The organism is Psychroserpens sp. BH13MA-6 (assembly GCF_052983595.1).
Genome location: NZ_JBRJGE010000001.1, coordinates 559,654 through 582,357 on the forward strand (window position 1 = coordinate 559,654; position 22,704 = coordinate 582,357).

A 22,704-nucleotide genomic window follows, 5' to 3' on the forward strand; every position below is an offset into this window, starting at 1 on the left:
CCTTAGTGGGACGCGATGATAATTTTCTTAGTCAAAACTGTTCTCTCTGTAGCTATAGATAAGACATACATTCCTGGAGACAATAAATGACCTAGTTCATACTGCACATCAAGTGTTGTATTATTTAATTCTTCATTAAACACTAGGCGACCATTAATATCTACTATTGATAGGGCATGCAATGCTATCCCAGAATTACTAATATGAAGACTCCCATTGGTTGGGTTTGCGTACACTTCAATCAGATTTGTTAAGTTGGAAGTTGGTGTCGATAGTGTGACACCTGAACTAAATGAAATGGCATCCAATCCTAACTCTTCAGCTGCAGAATTGGAAGAAAACTCAATCACCAATTGTGCTTTACATCCTACATACGAAGATAAATCAGCGGTTAACATATTCCATGTATCCTCAATGGCCAAATCATCTATGTCACTTCCAAAAGTATCGATTAAGGTTAATGTGGAGCTCGCACAATCTGTAAAGACGATTTGAACTCTAAAAAAATCTTCTAACTCCCAACTCGTCTCCTCCAAAATATATTGCATACTAAATTGTGGGTTACTGGCTCCGGCTAAATCTACGAGATCGAATGTCATGGTGATATCGCCATCTGGATCTTCCATAAAAAAAGCTTGACTCCCTTCGGGAGGTGCTACTGCTATTTCCGTGGTGAAGAAAGCACTTGTTCCAACACCAAAAAAATCACCATCACTAAACCCAGATGGCCCATTTGGACTTGTTGGATCAAGTTCAATGGCATATCCGAGTGTAGCACCATTTGACGATTCAGTGACATAAATAAGTCCGCATGGCGCATTGTAATTGGCAAGGGTATGAGCCGTCGCGGTTTCAAAGTCAAAATATTGACATGAGCCACCAACAGCACTAAAGTTGACACCTGGCGTATTTTCAAAGCCATTGCCTACTTGAGACAACATGGTAACAGGTAATAATAGGAGTAGTAAAAGTAGTTTTGATTTCATAGTATTGAGATTTAAGTATTGAAGCAAATAAAGTACTTTGTTTTTCCGAACAGAGTACTTTATTTAGTTTTGATTTATTGTACTTTGTTTTAACTTCTCGGCGGATAAAGTCCATATGTACAAATAACATAGTAAGTCCCCAAAAATGGGTTTTGTACATCAAATGGTTGATTCCCTCCAGTAAGTCCAGTATTTCCAGTAACAGTACCACCGCCAAATGTGGCATCATTAGCCGCCGAATTATAAGGTGTTCCTGATTCAGCAATACCGATATTACGTCTTGAAGGCTCATTATTATCACCGTCGTCCTCATTACAAGATAAGGTCGCAGATAAGGTGCTTCCGTCATGTGTGTGAGAAGGTAAATTCCCTGTAGTTAAGGAAACCGTCTCTCGTCCTGCTCTTTCACCTAAAGTAACTGGCTGAAGTCCTGGACCATTTCCGGCGTGCTTTGCAACACGTCCTCTTAAATCCGGTAGAGCGAATGTTGATCTACCGTCGCCACCATAAGTGGTTCCTAAGATGGAGAATAGCGCCTGATTGTCTGCGATTGATAATATTTGGCCATTACAAAAGGCCCAGTTTCTTGGAGCAAAATTGCCTCCAAACATCATGATTGTTCCTATATATGCATCATCCATAATTTCTATTTTTTTTAATTGATTAAATTTTGAATTATTCTTTATTGATTTTTAATTTCTTGGTGGAAAAACACCTTGAAGAGCGATAATGTAATTGATTCCAATAAATGGGTTTTGAACGTCGAAGGATTGGTTATTACCCTGAGGTCCTGTATTCCCTGATACAGTAGCGCCACCAAATGTTGCGTCGCTAGCTGCAGAATTGTAAGGTGTTCCTGAACCTGCTATTCCAAAGTTTCTTCCGGAGGGTTCATTGTTGTCACCATCATCTTCATTACAAGATAACTTGAGTGTTAGACTACTTCCATCGTGACTATGAGCAGGCATGTTTAATGTTGTTAAAACAACGTTCTCTTTTCCACCCATTTCTCCCCAAGTCACAGGCTGTAAACCTGGACCATCACCAGGATGTTTTGGAAATCGTCCCCTCAAATCGGGTAAGGCAAATGTGGTTCTTCCGTCGCCACCATAAGTTGTCCCAATTATCGCAAAAAGTGATGAGTACTGAGCAATAGACAACAACTGTCCATTACAAAAAGCCCATCCTCTTGGAGCAAAGTTGCCGGCAAACATAATAATTTGTGCCAAAAGTGCATTCATAATTTACTGGTTTTAAGTTGGTTAATAGTTCTCAAAATTCAGAAAACAAAACTGTTTTTTTAAAAGCAAAAGCACCTAAAGCTAAAACCAAGTAGAAATACCTATTTTTTAGAATACCTACCATTTTTAAGTTCAATTTGCCTAGCTTTAGGCATATAAATCAACTAAAATCAATAATTATGAGTGCAACAACACCCCTAACACGTACCCTTAAAGAAGCTGAAGACTGGACCAAAACTTGGCAAACCAATCATCCCAACTTAAGTAAAGCCTTTTTAATCCCAGCAGATGACTTAATCGCTTGCTTTAATGAAATGGGATTAAAAGTCACCACAGATGGGAATGGAAAGCTTCAGGTGAAGGCTGATGGTTTTGAACCGAAGGTCAGAGCTTATTTGGGAACTCAAGACTCTGGTGGCGAGTGTTTACTAATTGTAGGAACAACAACTACAGATGGATCAAAGTACAAGGACATTATTTATCCAAATGGTGATGGTACTAATGGTACCGGTATTTATGACTTTACTACGCCATGCCCAAGTGATTGTGATGACAGCAGTCTACTCTATCACAAAAAGTAAAAATTAATTGGTGTAGATGACATTGTCAAATACCTTTTTCGAATACCTTGGAATTGTATTAATTATAATCAATACAGTTCTATACCTTATAAGCTATGGTACCTTAAAAAAAACCATGGCTTATAAGTTTTTTTCTTGGTATTTAGTTATTTCACTACTTACATCTTTAACTGCTTTTATATTGAATAAGTTAAGAATCAATAATTTGTTTTTATCCCATGTCTATTTTATCAGTCAGTTTTTATTTCTGACATTTTTCTACAAATCATTGTTTAAGCCAAAGCAAAAAAAATATTTGATGATTGTGCTTGGTGTCATTATGGCCATTTTAGCTTTCAAATATATAAGCAATCCTGAACTCTTATATCGGTTTAACTTAACCGAAATTTTTATCACATCGTTGCCATTGGTCGTTTACTCAATTATTCATCTTTACAATTCATTAAACGAACCCAATCGGTTTATGTATATCAACGCTGGGATTTTAATTTACATTACTACGAGTACGCTCATTTTTATTTTAGGAGATTACTTATCCATTTACACAAACAACAGAGCTGTCAAGGATATATGGTTCATAAATAAAGTTTTATACGTAATTTACATGTTACTTATCTTAATGGAATGGAAGACATCAATTTTGCCAGTCAAGAGCAAATCATAGGAGCTTTAGTCTACGGGATTATTTTTTTAGTGCTAGTGACTCTAGGACTCATTCTGTTTTTTTACTATTCGAGAAAAAAAATTATACAAAAAGAAGTTGAAAAAGTTAATATCAAACTTGATCATCAAAAAAAAATATTGCAAACCACTATTAAAGTGCAAGAGGAAGAACGCCATAGAATAGCGCAAGATTTACATGATGCCATAAGCTCCAAACTAAATGTGGTTAGCTTAACAACAAACGTTTTGATTGATGATAAAACTATAGGCGATGAGCAAAAAGAAGCTTTAAAACACATTTTGGATATTACGACGAGAACCTTGGAAAGCTCTAGGAAAATTGCCCATGAACTTATGCCGCCTATATTAGATAAATTTGGATTGAAAGTGGCCTTGGAAGAATTATTTGATGAGTTTACTTCGAATACCTCAATTCGTATAAGTCATCACATCGAAACTTTGGATCAATTGGATAAAAGCAGTGAGCTACATATTTTTAGAATTGCTCAAGAACTTATTAATAACGCCTTAAGACATGGGAAAGCCGATATGCTAAAAATGGAACTCATAAAAGAGCAACAAGGCTTTGTTCTAAAATTCAAAGATAATGGTATTGGCTTTGATGTGACCGATGACAAGAAAAAATCTGGTATTGGGTTACAAAACATTAAGAGCAGAGTTGCTATATTAAACGGACAGCTTTTTGTTGAAAGCTCTAAGAAAACAGGAAGTAAATTCACCATCAATTGTCAATCTTATGGATACTAAAATAACGATAGCCATTGCCGATGACGAATTGCTATTTCGGCAAGGACTCATCTCAATTTTGAATAAAGAGAAACATTTAAACATCTTATTTGATGCCGAAGATGGTAACGATCTCATGGCGCAATTACGGACGGCATCCACTATTCCCGAAATTGTAATTACCGACCTAAAAATGCCTGGACTCAATGGCGTAGAAACCACCAAACTTATTCGAAAAGAGTTTCCAGACATCAAAATCATTGCCTTAACCAGCTATTTTAGTAAACCCTTTATCATCAATATGATTTCAATTGGTGCCGTTGCTTATTTGGCAAAAAATAGTACCCCAAAACTCATGTTGACTACAATTAATGAGGTATCTGAAAAGGGGTTTTATTATGATGAGCAGGTCATGAGGTTTATCCATGAGGGTTTATTAAACAATAATGACCCCAAGAAATCGGCTTTCGATACCACCTATTTCACCAAACGGGAAAAAGAAGTCTTGGAACTCATTTGCAAACAATACACTACGAATGAAATTGCCGAAAAACTGTTTATCAGTCCGCGAACTGTCGATGGACATCGCAATAACCTTTTACTCAAAACCGAATCCAAAAATTTGGCAGGATTGGTCGTTTATGCCATTCAGAATAAATTAGTCAACCTCGAAGAGAAGTTTTAATACCAAAAAAGCATTCCTTTCAGAATGCTTTTTTGTCATATTTTTTTCATTAAGATTCTAGTCTCTCGACATGAATATCTGAAGGACATACCAAAACAGTAACATCAAAGAGGCAAATAATCCAAGTGATGCCGGAATATATTCATCTTCAGAGTATTTATGTACTAAGTTAGAGGTTTGATACAAAATGGATCCGCCAGCTAATAAACACATCCCTACCGAAAACCATAAGCCAAGATTAAAGCCGAATAAGGATCCTGCGACTATCAATCCGAGTGCGATAAAGAAACCTATTGTGAGTCCAGTTTTCATAAAGGAAAAGTCCTTTTTAGTTACAAAAACAACTGCCGACAAACCTGTAAACAACGCCAAGGTGACTATGGCAGCCTGATTTAACATCTCTGTCCCTGAATCCATATAAAAAATCGCAATCCAAAGTAAGGGCACAAAAATGAACGCTTCTGCCAAAATATACAATCCATAAGCCAAATATTGCTTATTCTTGTCTTTGGTTCGTAAAGCTGTACTTTCTGCATAATTGGTGACGAACATAAATCCGCCTAGCATAATAAGCCATCGCCAACCTTGCAACATGGATAATGAAAATTCCACAATGGCATCACTTTGCAATAGCAACCATTCAAATACAATAAAAACAAGCACACCTCCAGCGACATGCGCATAGGTTTTTTTATAAAATGCCACGCGTTCTTCCGTGGTGAGACTATTTATCAAAACTTTGCCTTCGAATTGATCAAAAGGACTTTCCGTTGAGTTATCCATAAGTATAAAATTAATTTAGTAAAGTCGAAAATAATAAAACAAAACCGAATTAACACCATAATGTTATTCGGTTTCGATATTTTACATGGATATACGTTTAGTCTCTACTTCCAAAAACTTGTAAGGCCCAATATAACAAAGAGGCTAATGCTCCAATAGCGGCAACTAAATAAGTTCGGGCTGCCCATTTTAGGGCATCCTCAGAACCCTTATACTCTTCTGGAGTAACCATATTCTTATTTTTTAACCAAGCTAAAGCTCTATTACTGGCATCATATTCCACTGGCAAGGTGATAAAACTAAATAAGGTTGCAGCACCCATAAATACCAATCCTGCCACAGCAATCCAAAATCCAAACCCAACATTAGCAGCGGCTCCCAAAATAAGACCACCAATGACTAACCATTGTGACATTCCAGAAGTCACAGAAACAACTGGTACTAAGGCTGAGCGCATTTTTAAAGCACTATAGGCCTGTGCATGTTGTACCGCGTGTCCGCACTCATGAGCTGCCACAGCTGCGGCCGCCGCATTTCTTTGATTGTAAACGGCTTCACTTAAATTAACTGTTTTATTTTTTGGATTATAATGATCTGTTAGCTGTCCTCTCACTGAAATAACCTCGACATCACTAATCCCATTATCAGATAACATTTTTTCAGCAATCTCACGACCACTCATACCATTGCGTAATTGCACTTTGGAATATTTCGCAAATTTTCGTTTCAATTGATTACTCACTAACCAGCTTACTAGAGCTATTGCTCCAATCAAAATGTAGTATCCCATCATTCCATTCATAATTATTCGAATTAAATTGTTCAACTAAAGATAGCAAAAAGTAAGCCAACTTAGATGCAGGAAAAAATGTCAGTCGCTAAGAACTTAATTCCCAACCAAAAGCTTCAGCAATGCCCTTATAAACAATCTCTCCATGAACAATATTAAGGCCTTTGTCCAAAACTGGATCCTCCTGACAGGCCACCTCCCAACCTTTGTTCGCTAATTTCAAAACATATGGCAAGGTAACATTGGTCAATGCCATTGTGGATGTATAGGGCACTGCTCCGGGCATATTAGCCACGCAATAATGTACAATATCATCAATGATATAGGTAGGATCTTGATGGGTCGTAGCTTTAGTCGTCTCGAAACAACCTCCTTGATCTACAGCAACATCTACGACTACGGTTCCTGGTCGCATAAGTTTTAACATATCTGCCGTAATGAGCTTTGGTGCTTTTCCTCCTTTAATTAAAACACCTCCAATAATTAAATCATGAGTCTGTATGCGTTTTCGGATATTAAATTCACTAGAAAACTCGGTAATAACATGGCTTGGCATAATATCATTAACATGTCTTAAGCGCTTCATATTTATATCCATAATCGTGACATGTGCCCCAAGTCCAGCCGCCATTTTTGCAGCTTGAATGCCCACGACACCAGCACCCAAAACCAATACTTTCCCAGGAGGCACTCCGGGTACTCCGCCCAAAAGTACACCACGCCCTTTAATTGGTTTTTCCAAGTATTTAGCTCCTTGTTGAATGGCCATCCTTCCTGCTACTTCAGACATTGGTGTCAATAAAGGCAAACTACCATCTGGATCTTCTACAGTTTCATAGGCAATACAAATAGCATGACTTTTCATCATTGCGAGGGTAAGAGCTTCACTAGAGGCAAAATGAAAATAAGTAAAGACAATTTGATTTTTTTTAATGAGCGGATATTCTTCGACAATGGGTTCCTTGACTTTTACAATCATATCGCTTAAGCTATAAACATCCTCGATGTTCTTGACAATTTGCGCACCAACCGCTTCATAATCAGAATCAAAAAATCCGCTGCCTTCGCCTGCGGATGATTGTATGTAAACTTGATGGTTATTTCGGGTAAGTTCAAAAACGCCAGATGGTGTCATACCGACACGGCTCTCATTATTTTTAATTTCTTTGGGAACACCGATAATCATAATGCTATTATTAATGGTTTACCCTAAGAAAAATACAATGAAATTTTAAAGAAAACTTTCGCCTTCTAAACTACTTGATAATTTTTACGGAATTCGCATTTTTCATAGGCCGATTTTCTGAAATTTTGATTTTCATGACCTATTTTGAAGTGAACTATTCCTCTGTCTGAAAGACTTCCTTGACATGATTGTTTTCAAAGACAATCACTAAAAGTTGTGTTTGTGGCTCAAAAAAACTGGGCGCTCTTCCCATCCTATACACAACATTATCCTTGCCTTCAAATGCCGATTTACTTGGAAATCCCAAAAGACGCTTTATTTCCTCTTTCGTTTTGCCAATAAGTAATCTGTTTTCAATAATATCGTCTGCCATTTTATAGCGCAATGTCGGATTTGAGCGCCAAAGTTCTGGGTCGAAACGCTCTTCAAAAGCCCATGTTAAAAACGAACCAATGACTACAGCTGCAAAAAAGAACAACAGCAATTTATCATATTTCTTGATTCGTAACATGTTTACTCTGTTAGTGCTATAGTTTCTATTTTAAACCGATCACCTTCCAAGGATCCTGAAACCTCCGCCTTTCTAATGACTTCACAAAACCCAGAATCCTTGTCATGGGCATCACCAAAATCATCGATGTCTGCACCATCTACGAAATAAGCGTTCTCGTCTATTCGTATTGCAAGATCACAACCCTTCTGACTTGTTAAGCCAAACTGACATTGACCACAGGAAACTTCTACTGCTTGTGTTTCATGTTTAGAGCTATGACAAGCGGTTACTAAAAAAACGAAAATAACAATGAGGCTGAATTTCATATTACCCAACAATATTGACAATTTTTCCAGGCACTACAATCACTTTTTTAGGTGCACGACCTTGCAATTGTGCCATGGTCTTCTCGTGCGCCATTACCGTTTTCTCGATATCATCCTTAGACATATCCATTGGTAACTCTAAGGTAAAACGCATTTTACCATTAAAAGAGATGGGATAGTTTTTCGTGCTTTCCACCAAATGCTTTTCTTCAAATGTAGGAAAAGTAGCGGTAGCTATAGATTCTGAATGACCCAAACGGTTCCAAAGTTCTTCAGCAATATGAGGCGCATATGGCGAAATTAAAATCAATAAAGGTTCTAGAATATCCTGACTTGTACACTTTTGAGCAGTGAGTTCATTCACCGCAATCATAAAGGTTGAGACAGAAGTATTAAACGAGAAATTCTCGATATCCTCTTCTACTTTTTTGATGGTTTTATGTAAGGTTTTCAATTGGTCTTTGGTAGGCTCGTCATCAGTGACTTTCAAACCGCTATCATCCACATACAATTTCCAAAGTTTTTTTAGAAAGCCATGCACACCCGTAATACCAGCCGTATTCCAAGGTTTCGCTTGTTCTAAAGGTCCTAGAAACATTTCATAGAGACGTAAACTATCGGCACCATATTGCTCGCAAATTTGATCTGGATTCACGACGTTGTACCAACGTTTAGACATTTTTTCAACCTCACGACCAACTTCATACTTTCCATCTTCCAGAATAAAATCGGCATCCTTAAATTGTGGTTGCCACTCTTTTAAAGCGTCTACATTTATCTCATCAGAAGCATCTACTAAATTGACATCAACTCTAATTTCTTCTGTGTTATAGTCATTTTTCAGTCCTTTGGAAACATATTTATTTGTACCTGACACTCTATAAACAATGGCACTCGTCCCCAAAATCATTCCTTGGTTGATCAACTTCTTAAAAGGTTCGTCAACAGTCACAAAACCGCGATCTTTTAAAAACTTCGTCCAAAATCGCGCGTAGAGCAAATGACCAGTAGCATGTTCACTACCACCAATATACAAATCGACATTCTCCCAATACTTTAACGCGTCTTCACTCGCAAATACATCACCTCGCTTTGCAGCTTCTTCCATATATCTAAAGAAATACCAAGAACTTCCTGCCCAACCTGGCATGGTATTCAATTCTAAAGGAAATACCGTTTTCTCATCGATGAACGCATTAGCTACGACTTCATTTTTTTGGGTATCCCAAGCCCAAATATCGGCACGTCCTAGAGGTGGCTCTCCTTCTTCCGTAGGTAAATATTTTTCAACCTCTGGCAATACAACAGGTAAATTCTGTTTATCAATCATCTGCGGCATGCCATTCACATAATAGACTGGAAAGGGTTCGCCCCAATAACGCTGGCGTGAAAATACGGCATCTCGTAACCTATAATTTGTTTTTCCTTCCCCTTGCCCTATTTGTTCCAATTCATAAATAGCACGTTTGGTGGCTTTCTTATAACTCATGCCATTTAGGAAATCACTATTCGCTATGATTGTTTTTTCCTTATCTGAGAAGGCTTCTTCGGAAATATCTACGCCTTCAAAAATGTTCGGAATAGGAATATCGAAATGCTTGGCAAAATCATAATCACGTTGGTCACCACATGGTACTGACATCACTGCTCCTGTTCCATAGCCTGCCAACACATAGTCGCCAATCCAAATAGGAATGGGTTCTTTGGTAAATGGATGTTCAGCATACGCACCTGTAAACGCACCTGAAATAGTTTTAACATCGGCCATACGATCACGTTCACTACGTTTTGCTGTAGCTGCTATATAGGCTTCAACAGTCGCTTTTTGATCGTCTGTAGTGATTGTTGAAACCAACTCGTGTTCTGGAGCCAATGTCATGAAAGACACTCCAAAAATCGTATCTGGTCGTGTTGTAAACACTTCGATGGTTTCGTTGTGATCTTTGACATTAAAAGTCACACTAGCACCAACAGATTTTCCGATCCAATTACGCTGACTTTCCTTTAATGAATCTGTCCAGTCGATTGTCTCTAACCCTTGCAGCAAACGTTCTGCATAAGCGGAAATACGCATGCTCCATTGGGTCATTTTTTTACGAACCACAGGATGACCTCCACGTTCAGACACGCCATTGACAATTTCGTCATTAGCCAGGACTGTTCCTAACGCAGGACACCAATTCACTTCAGTTTCAGCCAAATAAGTGAGTCGATATTTCAGTAAAATTTCTTGTTGTTCTTCCGAAGTAAAACCCTTCCAATCCTCTGCAGAGAATAGGTCAATCCCATCATCACATGCTGCATTAATGTGATGATTTCCTTCGGCTTCAAAAACAGTCACCAGTTCATCAATAGGTCGCGCCATTTGTGAATCCTCGCAGAAGTAGGATTCATACAATTGAATGAAAATCCACTGGGTCCATTTGTAATATTCAGGATTACTTGTTCGTACCTCACGACTCCAATCAAATGAAAATCCAATTTGATCCAATTGACGACGATAGGTCTTAATATTCGTTTCAGTAGTAATGGCGGGATGCTGTCCTGTTTGAATCGCATACTGCTCTGCAGGCAACCCAAAACTATCATAGCCTTGTGGATGCAAGACATTAAATCCTTTATGACGCTTATAACGTGCATAGATATCGCTCGCTATATAGCCTAATGGATGACCAACGTGCAAGCCTGCACCACTTGGGTAAGGGAACATATCTAGCACATAGTACTTTGGTTTGTCACTATGATTTTCAGCCTTAAAAGTCTGTTCTTTTGCCCAATAGTCTTGCCATTTGGCTTCAATCTCATTAAAATGGTAACTCATGATTGCTCTGCAAATTTAAAGGGCAAATTTAACGGTAATACTAGACATTTAAAAGTTTATGTGAACAAGAAAGTTATCACGCACACTATCTTATTTTAATTATCTTCGTCCGCGAAACAAATTAGGCATATGACATCAGATTTCGAAACTCAACTTTCAGCACATGAATCCTTGCACAAACTCATTAAGGAACATGACATCAACACCTTTGCTAAACTGCCGTCTAAAGACACTTTTAGCGAAGCATTTATCGATTGGATAAGTCCGAAATATTACGATGCCTTTGTGAGTATTTACAACACGCATTTGGGTCAGAAAAGCGAATCCAAAGTAGTGAAAGTTATTAATTCACCATGGATTTGTAATGCTGAGACTAAAGAGCGACTTGTAGCTGTGCTCATTCCGCGATTAGAAGCAGCTGAGCAACTTTCAAAAGAACTCCAGCAATCTATTGATGGTAACAAGGATTTGGAAGTCATCATTCAAGTGAGTGGAAGTTTGGCCAATTCCGTACTCAATTATCCTAATAAAGCGATATTCGAAGTGGAACATCCGAATATCATTTCAAAGAAAAATAATATCATTGATCATGCGTTGTCTATATGTGAAGAATTAAAGCAATATAAGGCTTCGAGTTCTGTGGAGTTTACTTTTTTTAACGGACTCTTGGATAAGATGAAATCCATCCGTTTTAATGAGGAACAACAGCAGCGTTATGATGCCTGTTTGTCGAAGTCGAAATCGTCATCAAATAAGTACATTGCCATCACAGTAGTTATTGCCATTATTGCTTTGATTAGATTGATTGCTGCAATTGCTTAAGTTGCATTTTCTTTTGCTATTTTTACACCATCAATGCCTTATTTATGAGTACATCTTTTGAAAGATACCAAAAACGCAAATTAATATCCTCATACTTTTCCGTAGTGATTAGTATTGCATTGGTACTACTATTACTTGGCTGTTTAGGCCTTTTAGTACTCAATGCGAAAAAAGTAGCCGATCATTTTAGAGAGCAAGTGGTAGTGACCATTTACCTGAATGATTCTGCCAAAGAGGTAGAAGTGAGTCAACTGCAAAAAAGTTTAGCCATGGCGGAATACACTAAGGATGCTAAATACGTATCCAAGGAAGAAGCCGCTCAAATCGTCAAATCTGATATCGGAGAAGACTTTATGGAATTTTTAGGAGCCAATCCCTTACAAAACTCGATTGATGTGCATTTAAAAGCAGATTATGTTACCAACGAAACACTCGATAATATCACTGCAGAATTGGCTAATAAACAATTTATCGAAGATATCACCTATGACAATGATCTGGTTGAGATCATGAATAATAATGTTAAAAAAATCACCTTTTGGGTACTTGTGCTCAGTGCTATTTTTACGCTTATAGCTGTTTTATTAATTAATAGTTCTATTCGGCTCGCAGTCTATTCCAAACGCTTTATTATCAAAACCATGCAAATGGTGGGTGCCACGAAGCGCTTTATTAGAAAACCTTTTGTCTTAAAAAGTATTCAGCTGGGTGTTATTGGTGCTATTGTAGCTCTTATTGGTATGGGCTTTTTATTGTATTATCTGAATCGTACGTTCCCTGAATTAGAACTGATGCAAAATCAAATATGGATTGCTGTACTGTTTGTTGGTGTATTTCTATTAGGCATTATCATTACGTGGATTAGTACGTTCATCGCAACACAGCGTTTTCTCAACTTAAAAACCGATCAGTTATATTATTAAAATCCCAAATATTTTGAAACAATTTGTCTTACTTTTTATTGCATTAACGGCACTTTCTTGCAACGATGAACCAAAGGTTCCGGAGAATTTCGATTATGGCACTGCTAATAATGGTGTCTACACGAATAATTACTTTAATCTTCGCCTAGAATACGATCCGTCTTGGAATGTGCAATCAAAGCAACAAATGGATGAAATTTCAGAGTTGGGACGTGAATTAGTGAATGATGACAATCTAAAAAAAGCATTGAAAGCATCGGAAATTAATAATGCTAGTTTGTTCATGGCTTATAAATATCCTGAAGGTACATTCATTGATTACAATCCATCTTTTAGCCTTATTGCAGAAAATGTCAAAAATGCGCCCATGGTTACCTCTGGTAAAGATTACCTTATTGAAGCACAAAAAATCATGAAGCAAACACAAGTTAATTATGATTTCGACTTTGACATGGAGCGGAAGCAAATAGGGCCGCATACATTCGACGTGTTAAATGCCACTGGAAATTATTTAGACAATGAATATCAACAACAATTTATGGCAACCATCACAAAAGATTTTTGTCTTTTAGTTGTTTTGTCTTACAAAACAGAGGCGCAATTGGCAGAACTAGAATCCATTTTAGGCACCTTGGTTTTTACGGATGGTAAATCCAAGAAAAAACTCTAACATATGAACCTATACATCTTAAAACATCAAGGGTCATATTGCCTATCAGGTGAGGTTATTTCGATATTAATACGTACCGATTTATAAAAATAGTCTCGCTATCTTTTACTTGAAAATAAACGATAGGCACCGTTTTGATTGAATCGAGGATGTAACCTTAGACTAAATTTACATTCTCTTAACGTAAAAGTTTTAAATAAAACTGTTACTTTGCACCTACCACAGTCTGTTTTAAGATTCTCAACGCTTATGGCAGTATTGGCGATTGACGATGAGATTTTAATTGCAGAGTTTTAAATGCATTATGGGAGAACAAAAACGAAAAGAAACGGCTAAAGGTGAATTTATCTTCGGAAAGAAAAACTACAAGTTCATGTTAATAGGCTTAGGATGTATAGCCCTTGGTTTTATTTTAATGTCTGGTGGTGGAAGTGACGATCCTAATGTCTTTGATCCATCTATCTTTAGTTGGAGACGCATCAGATTGGCACCGACTTTAATTCTTATAGGATTCGGCATTCAAGTATATGCCATTCTTTTAAATCCTAATAAAAATACGAAGCCAAAAAAATAAGTTGGCAGTAACAAAATTCAAGCTTTTTGTAGGTCACAAATTCTATTTTGATATTTTTGCCGCATGGATATCATCGATTCAATCGTTTTAGGAATTATTCAAGGACTCACAGAGTTCTTACCAGTGTCTTCTAGTGGACATATTGAATTGGGCAAAGTTATTTTGCAAAATGATCAGCTTGTGCCAAAAGATGATCAAAACGGTCTGCTGTTTACCGTTGTCCTGCATTTTGCAACGGCGTTAAGTACCATTGTTGTTTTCAGAAAAGACATTCTTGATATTATCAAGGGTATCTTAAAATTTGAATGGAATGAGGACCTTCAATTCCTTTCAAAAATTATAATTTCAATGATTCCAGCTGTGATTGTTGGTCTTTTTTTTGAGGAAGAACTCGAACAACTTTTTAGCGGAAATATCCTTCTTGTAGGTTGCATGCTCATTGTAACGGCAGCCCTTTTATTTTTGGCCGATAGAGCTAAAGATACTAACAAGAAAGTGAGTTTTTCAAATGCATTTGTAATTGGTGTATCACAAGCCATTGCTATGCTGCCTGGAATTTCAAGATCTGGTGCTACCATATCTACCTCCGTCCTTTTGGGGAATGACAAAACCAAAGCGGCACGTTTTTCGTTTTTAATGGTTGTACCACTAATCTTCGGGAAAATTGCTAAAGATGTTTTGAGTGGAGACCTTTCCAATGAGGGTGTTGACTTTAGCGTTTTAGGTGTTGGATTTATAGCTGCCTTTGTCTCAGGGCTTTTTGCTTGTACATGGATGATTTCATTGGTTAAAAAAAGTAAGTTATCCTATTTTGCATTCTATTGTATTGTGGTCGGCATCATCGCTATCATCTTTTCAATATTAAACTAACCATAATGACGGGTGAAGACTTTAAATCGGGACAGGTTATACTCATTGATAAACCTTTGACATGGACATCCTTTCAAGCCGTTAATAAACTGCGCTGGGAAATCAGACAAGCCTTCAACATTAAAAAAATAAAAGTAGGACATGCTGGCACTCTCGACCCTTTAGCCACAGGGCTTTTGATAATTTGCACAGGTAAAATGACAAAGCAAATCAATACATTTCAAGGACAGGATAAAACTTACACTGGTACGTTTGTTCTGGGAAGCACCACACCATCGTATGATCTTGAAAGTGAGATTGATCAAACCTATCCTACCAATCACATTTCTGAAGCCTTAATTCATGAGACCGCCAAGAAATTTTTAGGAACCCTATCGCAATTGCCTCCCGTTTTCTCTGCCTTAAAAAAGGATGGAAAACGACTTTATGAATATGCGAGAGCCGGAGAAGACGTTGAAGTTAAGCCAAGAATGGTTGAAATATCTGAATTTAAAATCACAAAAATTGATGGCCATCAACTAGATTTCAAAGTTGTTTGTAGCAAAGGAACTTATATAAGGTCATTAGCTCATGATTTTGGAAAAGCACTGCAATCTGGTGCTCATTTGTCGGTCTTAAGGCGTACAAAAATTGGTGATTACGATGTAAAAGACGCTGTTTCACCGATAGAATTTATTGCTTCTTTAAGTCGTCAAAATTAGGTGGAAAGCCCATTTTCGGTGTGCATTTAATCCATTTTGTGTATCTTGACGTATATATACTAACAACTATTTTAAAATTTTACCTACTTGAATTTTGTTGAAAAACATAAAGCATTATTACTTACTTCCTTAATTGCAGGCACCATTGTTCTTGGATTATTCAGTCTTCATATTAAGAAAAAAACAGAATTTATCGCTGAAAGTTACTATGAAGTTGAGCCTCAAACAGAGGAAGAACTAAAAGAGTTGGAGCGTATAAAAGCGTTGGAAGAATTAGAAAACGCATCGCCTAAAACAAATCAGGCCTTTAATGAAGATAAAGAGTTCAAGGAAATGATGCGTAATTTTAAGGCGGTGAATGCTAACGATACTAGAGAGTCTTCTGAAGACCGTCAAACACCTGAAGAAGAATCGTCTGAAAACCCGGATGACCTGCTCACTTCAAATGGTCCTTTAAACTCCTCAAAACGCTATGCTTTGAATGAAGAAGAGCGTAAAACCTTCAATAAAACCAACGATATTTTAGCGATGCATTCCAGCAAGAAAGATGATAAAAATATAGAGGGAAATGCTAGCAGCAGTGTTTCTTTTTCATTGTCAAATCGGAATAAAGTAAGTTTACCACCACCTGTATATTTATGTGAGGAAAATGGTAAAATTGTTGTGAATATCACCGTTAATGAAAATGGCGTGGTCACTGATACTTATATCAACTCGTCTTCATCCTCAAAGAATCAATGTCTAATTGACCATGCTTTAGAGTATGCACAAAACGCACGCTTCTCGAAAGCGCAACGTCAAAGTCAAATTGGTTCCATCACCTATTACTTTCAAGGCAAAAATTAAAGTTCTAGCAGGTCCATCATATCGCTTATAATATTTTGACCTTTGTCTTTGTTATACCACACTTGTAGCGTTTCTTTAAACTCTGGTGTTAGTTTACCATGTTCGGCTTTGTAGCGATCGACTAAATGCGTGGCTTTACTTGGTCGTGGTCCGTAGGTATTGACAACTTCTCCTGTTGCATCATCAATCATAATCACCTTGGCAATTGCTTTTGCACCATTAGTCAAAAATTGATCCATCAACTTCTCGTTCTCATCCCTAAATACCAATTTCAAGTCTATGTTATCGGTAAGTTCTGTTATTTTATTTAGCACTGGAATCAAATGAGCCGCATCACCACACCAACTCTCCGTAATTACTAACCAGGTCATGTTTCTTTTGAAATGGGACAATCTCTCTTTGAATTTTTCTGGAATCTCTACGGTTTTATCCCAACGCTTCATACGTCGATCGTTGAGTTTCGTGTAGCCAATATAGGCTTCCGTTTTTTGGAGACCTGTCGTCGTGTTTTGAGCCACTAATTCGCGAACTAATTGGCGGTATTCTGGATACGAAATTGCCTTTTCTAAGCTTTCATTTATGATTTGAGTAATTGACAGATCCTTCAAAATGGTCATAAGATTTAGTTTTGCAAATTAAGACGAAATATTTACTAAAAACTTACTACATTTAATATTCAAACAATGTTTATGGAAAAACACAGATGCGGTTGGTGCCTTGGAGATCCGTTATATGAAGCTTACCACGATGAAGAATGGGGTGTGCCAGTTACAGATGATGACTCCTTATTTGAATTTTTAATACTAGAAACCTTTCAAGCGGGTTTGAGTTGGATTACCGTTCTTAGAAAGCGCGAAAACTTCAGAAAAGCGTTCGACCACTTCGATTATAAAAAAATTGCTCGATACAATCAGAAGAACATCGATGAGCTATTAAGTAATGAAGGTATCATTAGAAACAAACTCAAGATACAGGCTACAATTACCAATGCCAAAGCATTTATGGAAGTGCAAAAAGAATTTGGTTCCTTTTCAAAGTATATTTGGGGTTTCGTCAATGGTAAACCGATTAAAAACCAAATAACAGATTATAAAAAAGCGCCCGCAAATACTCCGTTGAGTGATGCCATCAGTAAAGATTTGAAAAAACGCGGATTCAAATTTGTGGGTTCAACGGTTGTTTATGCACATATGCAAGCCACTGGGATGGTGAACGATCACGAAATTAATTGTTTTAGATATGAGGAAGTATAAGGTTCTTTTCGGGTTAATAGCATCACTTTGCTTTTCGTTTGGTCTTTCACAAACTAAAAATGAAAAAGAAGCGAGGATTGAAATGAACGCGTTTCCGGAGTATTCTAAAACTGTGATCTCTCAAACCCCTAAAAACGCCAAACGACAACGTTTTTATTACGAAACAGATGGTGACAAGACAAGTTATGAAAGTAAATTTAAATACAATGGTCATTGGCATAGTGTAGAATTCAATCAGTCTGGAATTCTTGAAGATGTTGAAATTCAAATTAAGCAAAAAGAAGTTCCTATTAAGATATTTCAGCATATTGAAACGTATTTTAAAACGCATTCAGACAAATATGATATTGTGAAAATTCAAGAGCAGTATGTCTTTCAACCACAAGACTCACTTTCTGAATTTATTGAAGATATTTACTACGATATAAATAAATTAAGCCCTAACTATGAAATGATTGTTGCGCTCAAAAAAAATAAATCATGGAAGCTTCAAGAAGTGACTTTTGACGCTCACGGAAATTTTATAAGGACAAGAAATTTGGTGCCAGAAAGCTATGAATATATTATGTATTAGAACTGTTTTCCTATGTTTTCTATTTTGGTCCACTATAAGTTTAGCTCAGAAGGATACCGAAGTTTTTCATGAGCACGATTGGACCTTCCGGCATGGATTCTCAAAAAACTATAGCGCTAACTTTGAGCTCAGTTCTCGTGCCTATGTTGTTGAAAACAGCAACGCTCAATACCGTTTAAGGCAATTACAAGTTGGTCATTTTTCAACCTTAAAATTAGACTTAAAGCAAAGTATTGCACTAGGAATCATGTTGAGAAACAGGCGTTTTTTTGATTCAAATTCCAGCAATGAATTTAGACTGACACAGCAATACAATATTAAATCTTTGTATAGAACACTCCGTTTTGGTCATCGCTTTAGATCTGAACAGCGATTTTATAATAATTTTACAGCTTTCCGATTTAGATACAGATTTGCGATAGATGTGCCACTTCAAGGGCTAAAACTGGATTATGGTGAAACGTATTTCGTCATCACAAATGAAGGGTTATTAACGACCTCAAACATTCTTAAACCTGAACTAGAATATAGGATTTCGCCAAATATTGGTCTTTTATTATCAGAAGAATTGAATTTAGATTTTGGTTTAGAACTTCGGTTGGATAAATTCAATTTAGCTGTTAAAGAGACCTTATTCTTTTATTCGTCCATAACCTTCAACATTTAAATATCCAAGAAATGTTGATCTTGAAATATGCTTAGCGCCCAATGAGGCAAGATGGTTGGTAAAAACTTGACAATCGATTAACTTATAGTTTGAGTTTTGTATCAATGTTATAAATCCTACTTTACTGGCATTGCTCACGAGACTAAACATACTTTCGCCACAAAAAACCCCATTCCCAACGTCAACGCCATATAAGCCTCCTACTAAACGATCTTCTAACCACACCTCAACAGATTTGGCAAAACCCAAATCAAACAACTTAACATAAGCATTTATCATCGTATTTGTAATCCAGGTACCTTGTTGTCCGAAGCGTTTTATGGCAGCGCAGTGTTCGATGACCGCCTTAAAATCTGTATTTACGGTCACTTCAAAATCACTATTTCGAAGGACTTGTTTCATGCTTTTAGACACTTTTAAATCCTCTGGGAATAAGACAAATCTCGGGTCTGGCGACCACCATAAAAGTGGCTCTTCTTTTTCAAACCAAGGAAAAATACCACTTCGGTAGGCTAAAATAAGTCGTTCAGCAGATAGATCACCTCCTATGGCTAAAATACCCTCTTTAGAAGCCAAAGAGACATCAGGAAACACCATATCATTATTCAGTACATACATAAGATTGTTCTCTAAAAATGAAGCGATTAAGCAATGTTAAAACTAAGTATTAACTTTGAAATTTTTTGAAAATTCACCATATTTGATTTGATCTTTGTGAATTAAATTTTTGTTCATCATTGCTTTTTTTTGAGTTTGTTTATAAAGGTCAAACCTAAAACCACTTACTAAGTCCCGAGTTTTCGGGACTTTTTTTACATAAAAAAACCCTCATTTTTTAATGAGGGCTTTCTAATGTTAATTTGCTACACGACCTTAAAATGGTAGATCATCATGATCGTCTTCATTTAAATTCGTTGCAGGTTCAAAAGCTTCTGTTGGTGCCACAGGTGGCATGTTATCACCTTCCGCTTGCAAAGCTTCAATTCGCCATCCTTGAACAGAATTGAAATATTTCGTTTCACCTTGAGGATTTACCCATTCTCTACCTCTAAGGTTAATATTTACTTTTACAGATTGTCCAACTTGATAGTTATTGAGCAAATCCGTCTTATCTTGAACAAATTCAACCAAAATATGCTGTGGATATTGTTCTTCTGTCGTTACTACCAATTCTCTCTTTCTAAACCCATTACTTCCAAACGTTTGAGTTTCTCCAATCATTTTGATTTTTCCTTGTACTTCCATTTTTGTATTACTTATGTTTATTAAATTTTGTATCTCATTATATTTTACGACAGCAGCAATTTCCATGCGCTGTCTACATCACCATAACTTAAATAGTTTCTGGCAATTTTATGTTTTTCATGATGTGACATATCCTTAATATTAGGATAGCGTTCACTTACAGTATCGATAAAATTATCAATGTCATTTTGCGTTGGTAAGGACGGTACATTTCCCAACATACCTAAGTCGTTTCCCGTTAAAACCATACTGTTTTTTACTTGCAAAGGCATGGCATCAACGCCAATTCCTAAAGTAGTTAATGGCTTTGGAATTTCAAAAAACCCTTTTTTTGCACGATTGTAATAACTTCCTCCCGCTCTAGCAACCAAATCCAATCGTTCTTGAATAATCACATCCTTATCATCTAGAACATCATCAGAAATATGCAACTTTATAACCTCACAAATCACGAGATTCCCAGCACCACCTTCAGTTCCTAAATGCACAATTTCATTCACCTTACATTCAAATTGCACTGGAGACTCCGCCACTCTAAAAGGCTTTACGATATCAGATTCTAGCATGGTCAATCCAGCCTTTTCAAATTCATTCACCCCTTTGGCATATTCCGTGCTACTTAACGACATTTGTTGCACAATATCATAATTGACGACATTAATAACAACTTCCTTTGTAGCTTCAACATTTTCCAAGGTATGCTTGGTTGTATTATCTCGAACGCGTCTTGCAGGTGAAAAAATCATTATGGGCGGATTCGCACTAAAGACATTAAAAAAACTATAGGGCGACAAATTCGGGTTACCATCAACATCTACAGTACTAGCAAATGCAATCGGCCTCGGTGCCACAGCACTTAATAAATAAGCGTGTAGTCGTCCTGTTGTTAAATCTTTTGGATTATAAGATGCCATTTGTTGTTGATTTCCCCTTAAATGCTAGCGCTTCAAGTTATTGAAATGCAAATGTAACCATATTGTCAATGTTATAAAAATGAATTCAAGATATCTCAACACAATATTATTAACATAAATCCTTTATATTTAAAATTCAAAATCATAGTTAATGGCTTTAACCATAAACCGAAATATGACGCGATGGATCATCATTGTGGCTTCATTTATTATCATCTCCCTTATTTTATGGAATACTTACGCATTCTTCCAAAATTTCAAAGCTGAAGAGCGCAGCAAAATGGAAATCTGGTCCTCTGCACAGCGCGATTATCAACAAGCTATTGCAGCATCTTTTACCAACAATAGTGATGATGTTGTTGGTGACTTAGATTTGGCATTAGAGATTTTGGACAACAACAATAGTACACCAATGATATTAACTGAAATTGATTCTAGCATTGTCAATTATAGAAATATTACTGGTAAAGAGGAAAATGATTCCGCCTATGTTTATAAAAATGTAAAAGCTTTAATTACTCAATTCAGTAAAGAAAATGCACCCATAAAAATAGAAGGGTATGACAAAGTTTTATATTACGGCAACTCTCCATTATTAAACAAATTAAAATACTATCCTTTAGCCTTACTCCTAATTATATTACTGTTTGCGGCAGTTGCTTATTTCTTTTATAAAAGTTCGAAAACGGCCGATCAAAATAAGTTATGGACAGGAATGGCCAAAGAAACAGCCCATCAAATTGGTACACCATTGTCATCTTTGGTTGGTTGGACTGAAATTTTAAGAACAGAAAATGTCAAGCCAGAATATCTCAAAGAAATTGAAAAAGACATAACGCGATTACAAACCATTACGGATCGTTTTAGCAAAATTGGATCTGTTCCAACGTTGGATAGGGTAGATATTGTTAAAGAAACGAAAGACTCGTATGAATACCTTAAGAGCCGATCTTCTAAATTAATTGATTTTGATATTGCTCTTCCTGATAAAGCTTTGTACGTAAATCTCAATCCGCAATTGTACAGTTGGACCATCGAAAATTTAGTCAAAAATGCGATTGACGCTATGAAAGGCAAAGGCGCTTTAAAATTGGTCTTAAGTTATGATGATAAATATGTAAAAGTGACTGTGTCTGATACTGGGAAAGGCATTTCAAAACAAAACTTTAATGCGGTATTCCAACCAGGCTATACCACAAAAAAACGTGGTTGGGGATTAGGCTTGTCCTTAGCAAAACGTATTATTGAAGACTATCATAATGGTAAAATTAAAGTACTTCATTCTGAAATCGGTATCGGAACAACCATGCAAATATCATTGAAATTATTATCTTAGTTACCTA

General features: G+C 36.7%; 27 protein-coding genes. 14 read left to right on the forward strand and 13 right to left on the reverse strand.

Annotated features, from left to right (window positions below; all coding sequences use genetic code 11):
* Positions 1–2: 2 nt before the first annotated feature.
* The 3 genes from ACU8DI_RS02420 to ACU8DI_RS02430 all read right to left on the reverse strand — a co-directional run bounded on the left by ACU8DI_RS02420 (position 3) and on the right by ACU8DI_RS02430 (position 2,227).
* A complete protein-coding gene (locus ACU8DI_RS02420) occupies positions 3–986 on the reverse strand; it encodes a T9SS type A sorting domain-containing protein (protein WP_447111139.1) in 984 nt (327 codons plus the stop codon).
* Positions 987–1,075: 89 nt separating this feature from the next.
* Complete coding sequence (locus ACU8DI_RS02425) at positions 1,076–1,627, reverse strand: phage tail protein (RefSeq protein WP_447111140.1); 552 nt, start codon at positions 1,625–1,627, stop codon at positions 1,076–1,078.
* Between the two features lie 51 nt (positions 1,628–1,678).
* Positions 1,679–2,227, reverse strand: coding sequence for a phage tail protein (locus ACU8DI_RS02430; RefSeq protein WP_447111141.1), 549 nt, complete (start codon positions 2,225–2,227; stop codon positions 1,679–1,681).
* Positions 2,228–2,406: 179 nt separating this feature from the next.
* Between ACU8DI_RS02430 and ACU8DI_RS02435 the strand changes: the two genes are divergently transcribed.
* The 3 genes from ACU8DI_RS02435 (at position 2,407) to ACU8DI_RS02445 (ending at position 4,903) form a co-directional block, all read left to right on the forward strand.
* A complete protein-coding gene (locus ACU8DI_RS02435; RefSeq protein ID WP_447111142.1) occupies positions 2,407–2,808 on the forward strand; it encodes a hypothetical protein in 402 nt (133 codons plus the stop codon).
* A gap of 624 nt (positions 2,809–3,432) precedes the next feature.
* Positions 3,433–4,239 (forward strand): sensor histidine kinase, encoded by an 807-nt coding sequence (locus tag ACU8DI_RS02440; protein ID WP_447111143.1) that lies wholly within the window; start codon positions 3,433–3,435, stop codon positions 4,237–4,239.
* The gene (locus ACU8DI_RS02445; RefSeq protein ID WP_447111144.1) at positions 4,229–4,903 is read left to right on the forward strand and encodes a response regulator; all 675 of its coding nucleotides are present in this window, start codon (positions 4,229–4,231) and stop codon (positions 4,901–4,903) included. The genes ACU8DI_RS02440 and ACU8DI_RS02445 overlap by 11 nt, the downstream gene beginning before the upstream one ends.
* Positions 4,904–4,960: 57 nt before the next feature.
* Here the strand turns inward: ACU8DI_RS02445 and ACU8DI_RS02450 are convergent, their stop codons facing one another.
* The 6 genes from ACU8DI_RS02450 to leuS all read right to left on the reverse strand — a co-directional run bounded on the left by ACU8DI_RS02450 (position 4,961) and on the right by leuS (position 11,302).
* Complete coding sequence (locus ACU8DI_RS02450; protein WP_447111145.1) at positions 4,961–5,686, reverse strand: Bax inhibitor-1/YccA family protein; 726 nt, start codon at positions 5,684–5,686, stop codon at positions 4,961–4,963.
* A gap of 97 nt (positions 5,687–5,783) precedes the next feature.
* Positions 5,784–6,479, reverse strand: a complete 696-nt coding sequence (locus ACU8DI_RS02455) for a zinc metallopeptidase (RefSeq protein WP_447111563.1) — start codon at positions 6,477–6,479, stop codon at positions 5,784–5,786.
* A gap of 85 nt (positions 6,480–6,564) precedes the next feature.
* On the reverse strand, positions 6,565–7,662 hold the full coding sequence (ald, locus tag ACU8DI_RS02460; RefSeq protein WP_447111146.1) for an alanine dehydrogenase: 1,098 nt from the start codon (positions 7,660–7,662) through the stop codon (positions 6,565–6,567).
* 154 nt (positions 7,663–7,816) lie between these two features.
* Positions 7,817–8,173, reverse strand: coding sequence for a hypothetical protein (locus ACU8DI_RS02465; protein ID WP_447111147.1), 357 nt, complete (start codon positions 8,171–8,173; stop codon positions 7,817–7,819).
* A 2-nt stretch (positions 8,174–8,175) separates the two neighbouring features.
* On the reverse strand, positions 8,176–8,481 hold the full coding sequence (locus ACU8DI_RS02470) for a DUF6370 family protein (protein WP_447111148.1): 306 nt from the start codon (positions 8,479–8,481) through the stop codon (positions 8,176–8,178).
* A gap of 1 nt (position 8,482) precedes the next feature.
* Positions 8,483–11,302, reverse strand: coding sequence for a leucine--tRNA ligase (gene leuS / locus ACU8DI_RS02475; RefSeq protein ID WP_447111149.1), 2,820 nt, complete (start codon positions 11,300–11,302; stop codon positions 8,483–8,485).
* A gap of 129 nt (positions 11,303–11,431) precedes the next feature.
* Here leuS and ACU8DI_RS02480 point away from each other — a divergent pair, with 129 nt between their 5' ends.
* The 7 genes from ACU8DI_RS02480 to ACU8DI_RS02510 all read left to right on the forward strand — a co-directional run bounded on the left by ACU8DI_RS02480 (position 11,432) and on the right by ACU8DI_RS02510 (position 16,708).
* Entirely contained in the window at positions 11,432–12,124 is a 693-nt protein-coding gene (locus ACU8DI_RS02480) for a hypothetical protein (RefSeq protein WP_447111150.1), read from the forward strand.
* Positions 12,125–12,168: 44 nt separating this feature from the next.
* Positions 12,169–13,047 (forward strand): cell division protein FtsX, encoded by an 879-nt coding sequence (locus ACU8DI_RS02485; RefSeq protein WP_447111151.1) that lies wholly within the window; start codon positions 12,169–12,171, stop codon positions 13,045–13,047.
* A gap of 13 nt (positions 13,048–13,060) precedes the next feature.
* Positions 13,061–13,717 (forward strand): hypothetical protein, encoded by a 657-nt coding sequence (locus ACU8DI_RS02490; RefSeq protein WP_447111152.1) that lies wholly within the window; start codon positions 13,061–13,063, stop codon positions 13,715–13,717.
* A gap of 304 nt (positions 13,718–14,021) precedes the next feature.
* A complete protein-coding gene (locus ACU8DI_RS02495; RefSeq protein WP_447111153.1) occupies positions 14,022–14,291 on the forward strand; it encodes a DUF3098 domain-containing protein in 270 nt (89 codons plus the stop codon).
* Positions 14,292–14,354: 63 nt separating this feature from the next.
* Complete coding sequence (locus ACU8DI_RS02500; protein WP_447111154.1) at positions 14,355–15,161, forward strand: undecaprenyl-diphosphate phosphatase; 807 nt, start codon at positions 14,355–14,357, stop codon at positions 15,159–15,161.
* A gap of 5 nt (positions 15,162–15,166) precedes the next feature.
* A complete protein-coding gene (gene truB, locus ACU8DI_RS02505) occupies positions 15,167–15,862 on the forward strand; it encodes a tRNA pseudouridine(55) synthase TruB (protein WP_447111155.1) in 696 nt (231 codons plus the stop codon).
* An 87-nt stretch (positions 15,863–15,949) separates the two neighbouring features.
* Positions 15,950–16,708 carry an energy transducer TonB family protein gene (locus ACU8DI_RS02510; RefSeq protein WP_447111156.1) on the forward strand — a complete coding sequence of 253 codons (759 nt, stop codon included), beginning with the start codon at positions 15,950–15,952 and terminating at the stop codon, positions 16,706–16,708.
* Here ACU8DI_RS02510 and ACU8DI_RS02515 read toward each other — a convergent pair.
* Positions 16,705–17,325: a thioredoxin family protein gene (locus ACU8DI_RS02515; RefSeq protein ID WP_447111157.1), complete on the reverse strand. Its 621-nt coding sequence runs from the start codon at positions 17,323–17,325 to the stop codon at positions 16,705–16,707. The two genes, ACU8DI_RS02510 and ACU8DI_RS02515, sit on opposite strands and share 4 nt — an antisense overlap.
* 72 nt (positions 17,326–17,397) lie before the next feature.
* Between ACU8DI_RS02515 and ACU8DI_RS02520 the strand changes: the two genes are divergently transcribed.
* From ACU8DI_RS02520 to ACU8DI_RS02530, 3 genes are read left to right on the forward strand one after another with little or no spacing between them, the layout of a single operon-like run.
* Positions 17,398–17,961, forward strand: coding sequence for a DNA-3-methyladenine glycosylase I (locus ACU8DI_RS02520; RefSeq protein WP_447111158.1), 564 nt, complete (start codon positions 17,398–17,400; stop codon positions 17,959–17,961).
* Positions 17,948–18,535 carry a hypothetical protein gene (locus ACU8DI_RS02525; protein WP_447111159.1) on the forward strand — a complete coding sequence of 196 codons (588 nt, stop codon included), beginning with the start codon at positions 17,948–17,950 and terminating at the stop codon, positions 18,533–18,535. The genes ACU8DI_RS02520 and ACU8DI_RS02525 overlap by 14 nt, the downstream gene beginning before the upstream one ends.
* Positions 18,516–19,202, forward strand: coding sequence for a DUF2490 domain-containing protein (locus tag ACU8DI_RS02530; protein WP_447111160.1), 687 nt, complete (start codon positions 18,516–18,518; stop codon positions 19,200–19,202). Before ACU8DI_RS02525 ends, ACU8DI_RS02530 begins: the two co-directional genes overlap by 20 nt.
* On the opposite strand, the gene aat is transcribed toward ACU8DI_RS02530, so the two are convergent.
* The 3 genes from aat to ACU8DI_RS02545 form a co-directional block, all read right to left on the reverse strand.
* On the reverse strand, positions 19,167–19,820 hold the full coding sequence (aat, locus tag ACU8DI_RS02535) for a leucyl/phenylalanyl-tRNA--protein transferase (protein ID WP_447111161.1): 654 nt from the start codon (positions 19,818–19,820) through the stop codon (positions 19,167–19,169). The two genes, ACU8DI_RS02530 and aat, sit on opposite strands and share 36 nt — an antisense overlap.
* Positions 19,821–20,075: 255 nt before the next feature.
* On the reverse strand, positions 20,076–20,447 hold the full coding sequence (locus tag ACU8DI_RS02540; protein ID WP_447111162.1) for a DUF3127 domain-containing protein: 372 nt from the start codon (positions 20,445–20,447) through the stop codon (positions 20,076–20,078).
* A 44-nt stretch (positions 20,448–20,491) separates the two neighbouring features.
* Positions 20,492–21,361, reverse strand: a complete 870-nt coding sequence (locus tag ACU8DI_RS02545; protein WP_447111163.1) for a flavin reductase family protein — start codon at positions 21,359–21,361, stop codon at positions 20,492–20,494.
* Positions 21,362–21,512: 151 nt separating this feature from the next.
* Here ACU8DI_RS02545 and ACU8DI_RS02550 point away from each other — a divergent pair, with 151 nt between their 5' ends.
* A complete protein-coding gene (locus tag ACU8DI_RS02550; RefSeq protein ID WP_447111164.1) occupies positions 21,513–22,697 on the forward strand; it encodes a sensor histidine kinase in 1,185 nt (394 codons plus the stop codon).
* The last annotated feature ends 7 nt before the right edge of the window (positions 22,698–22,704 follow it).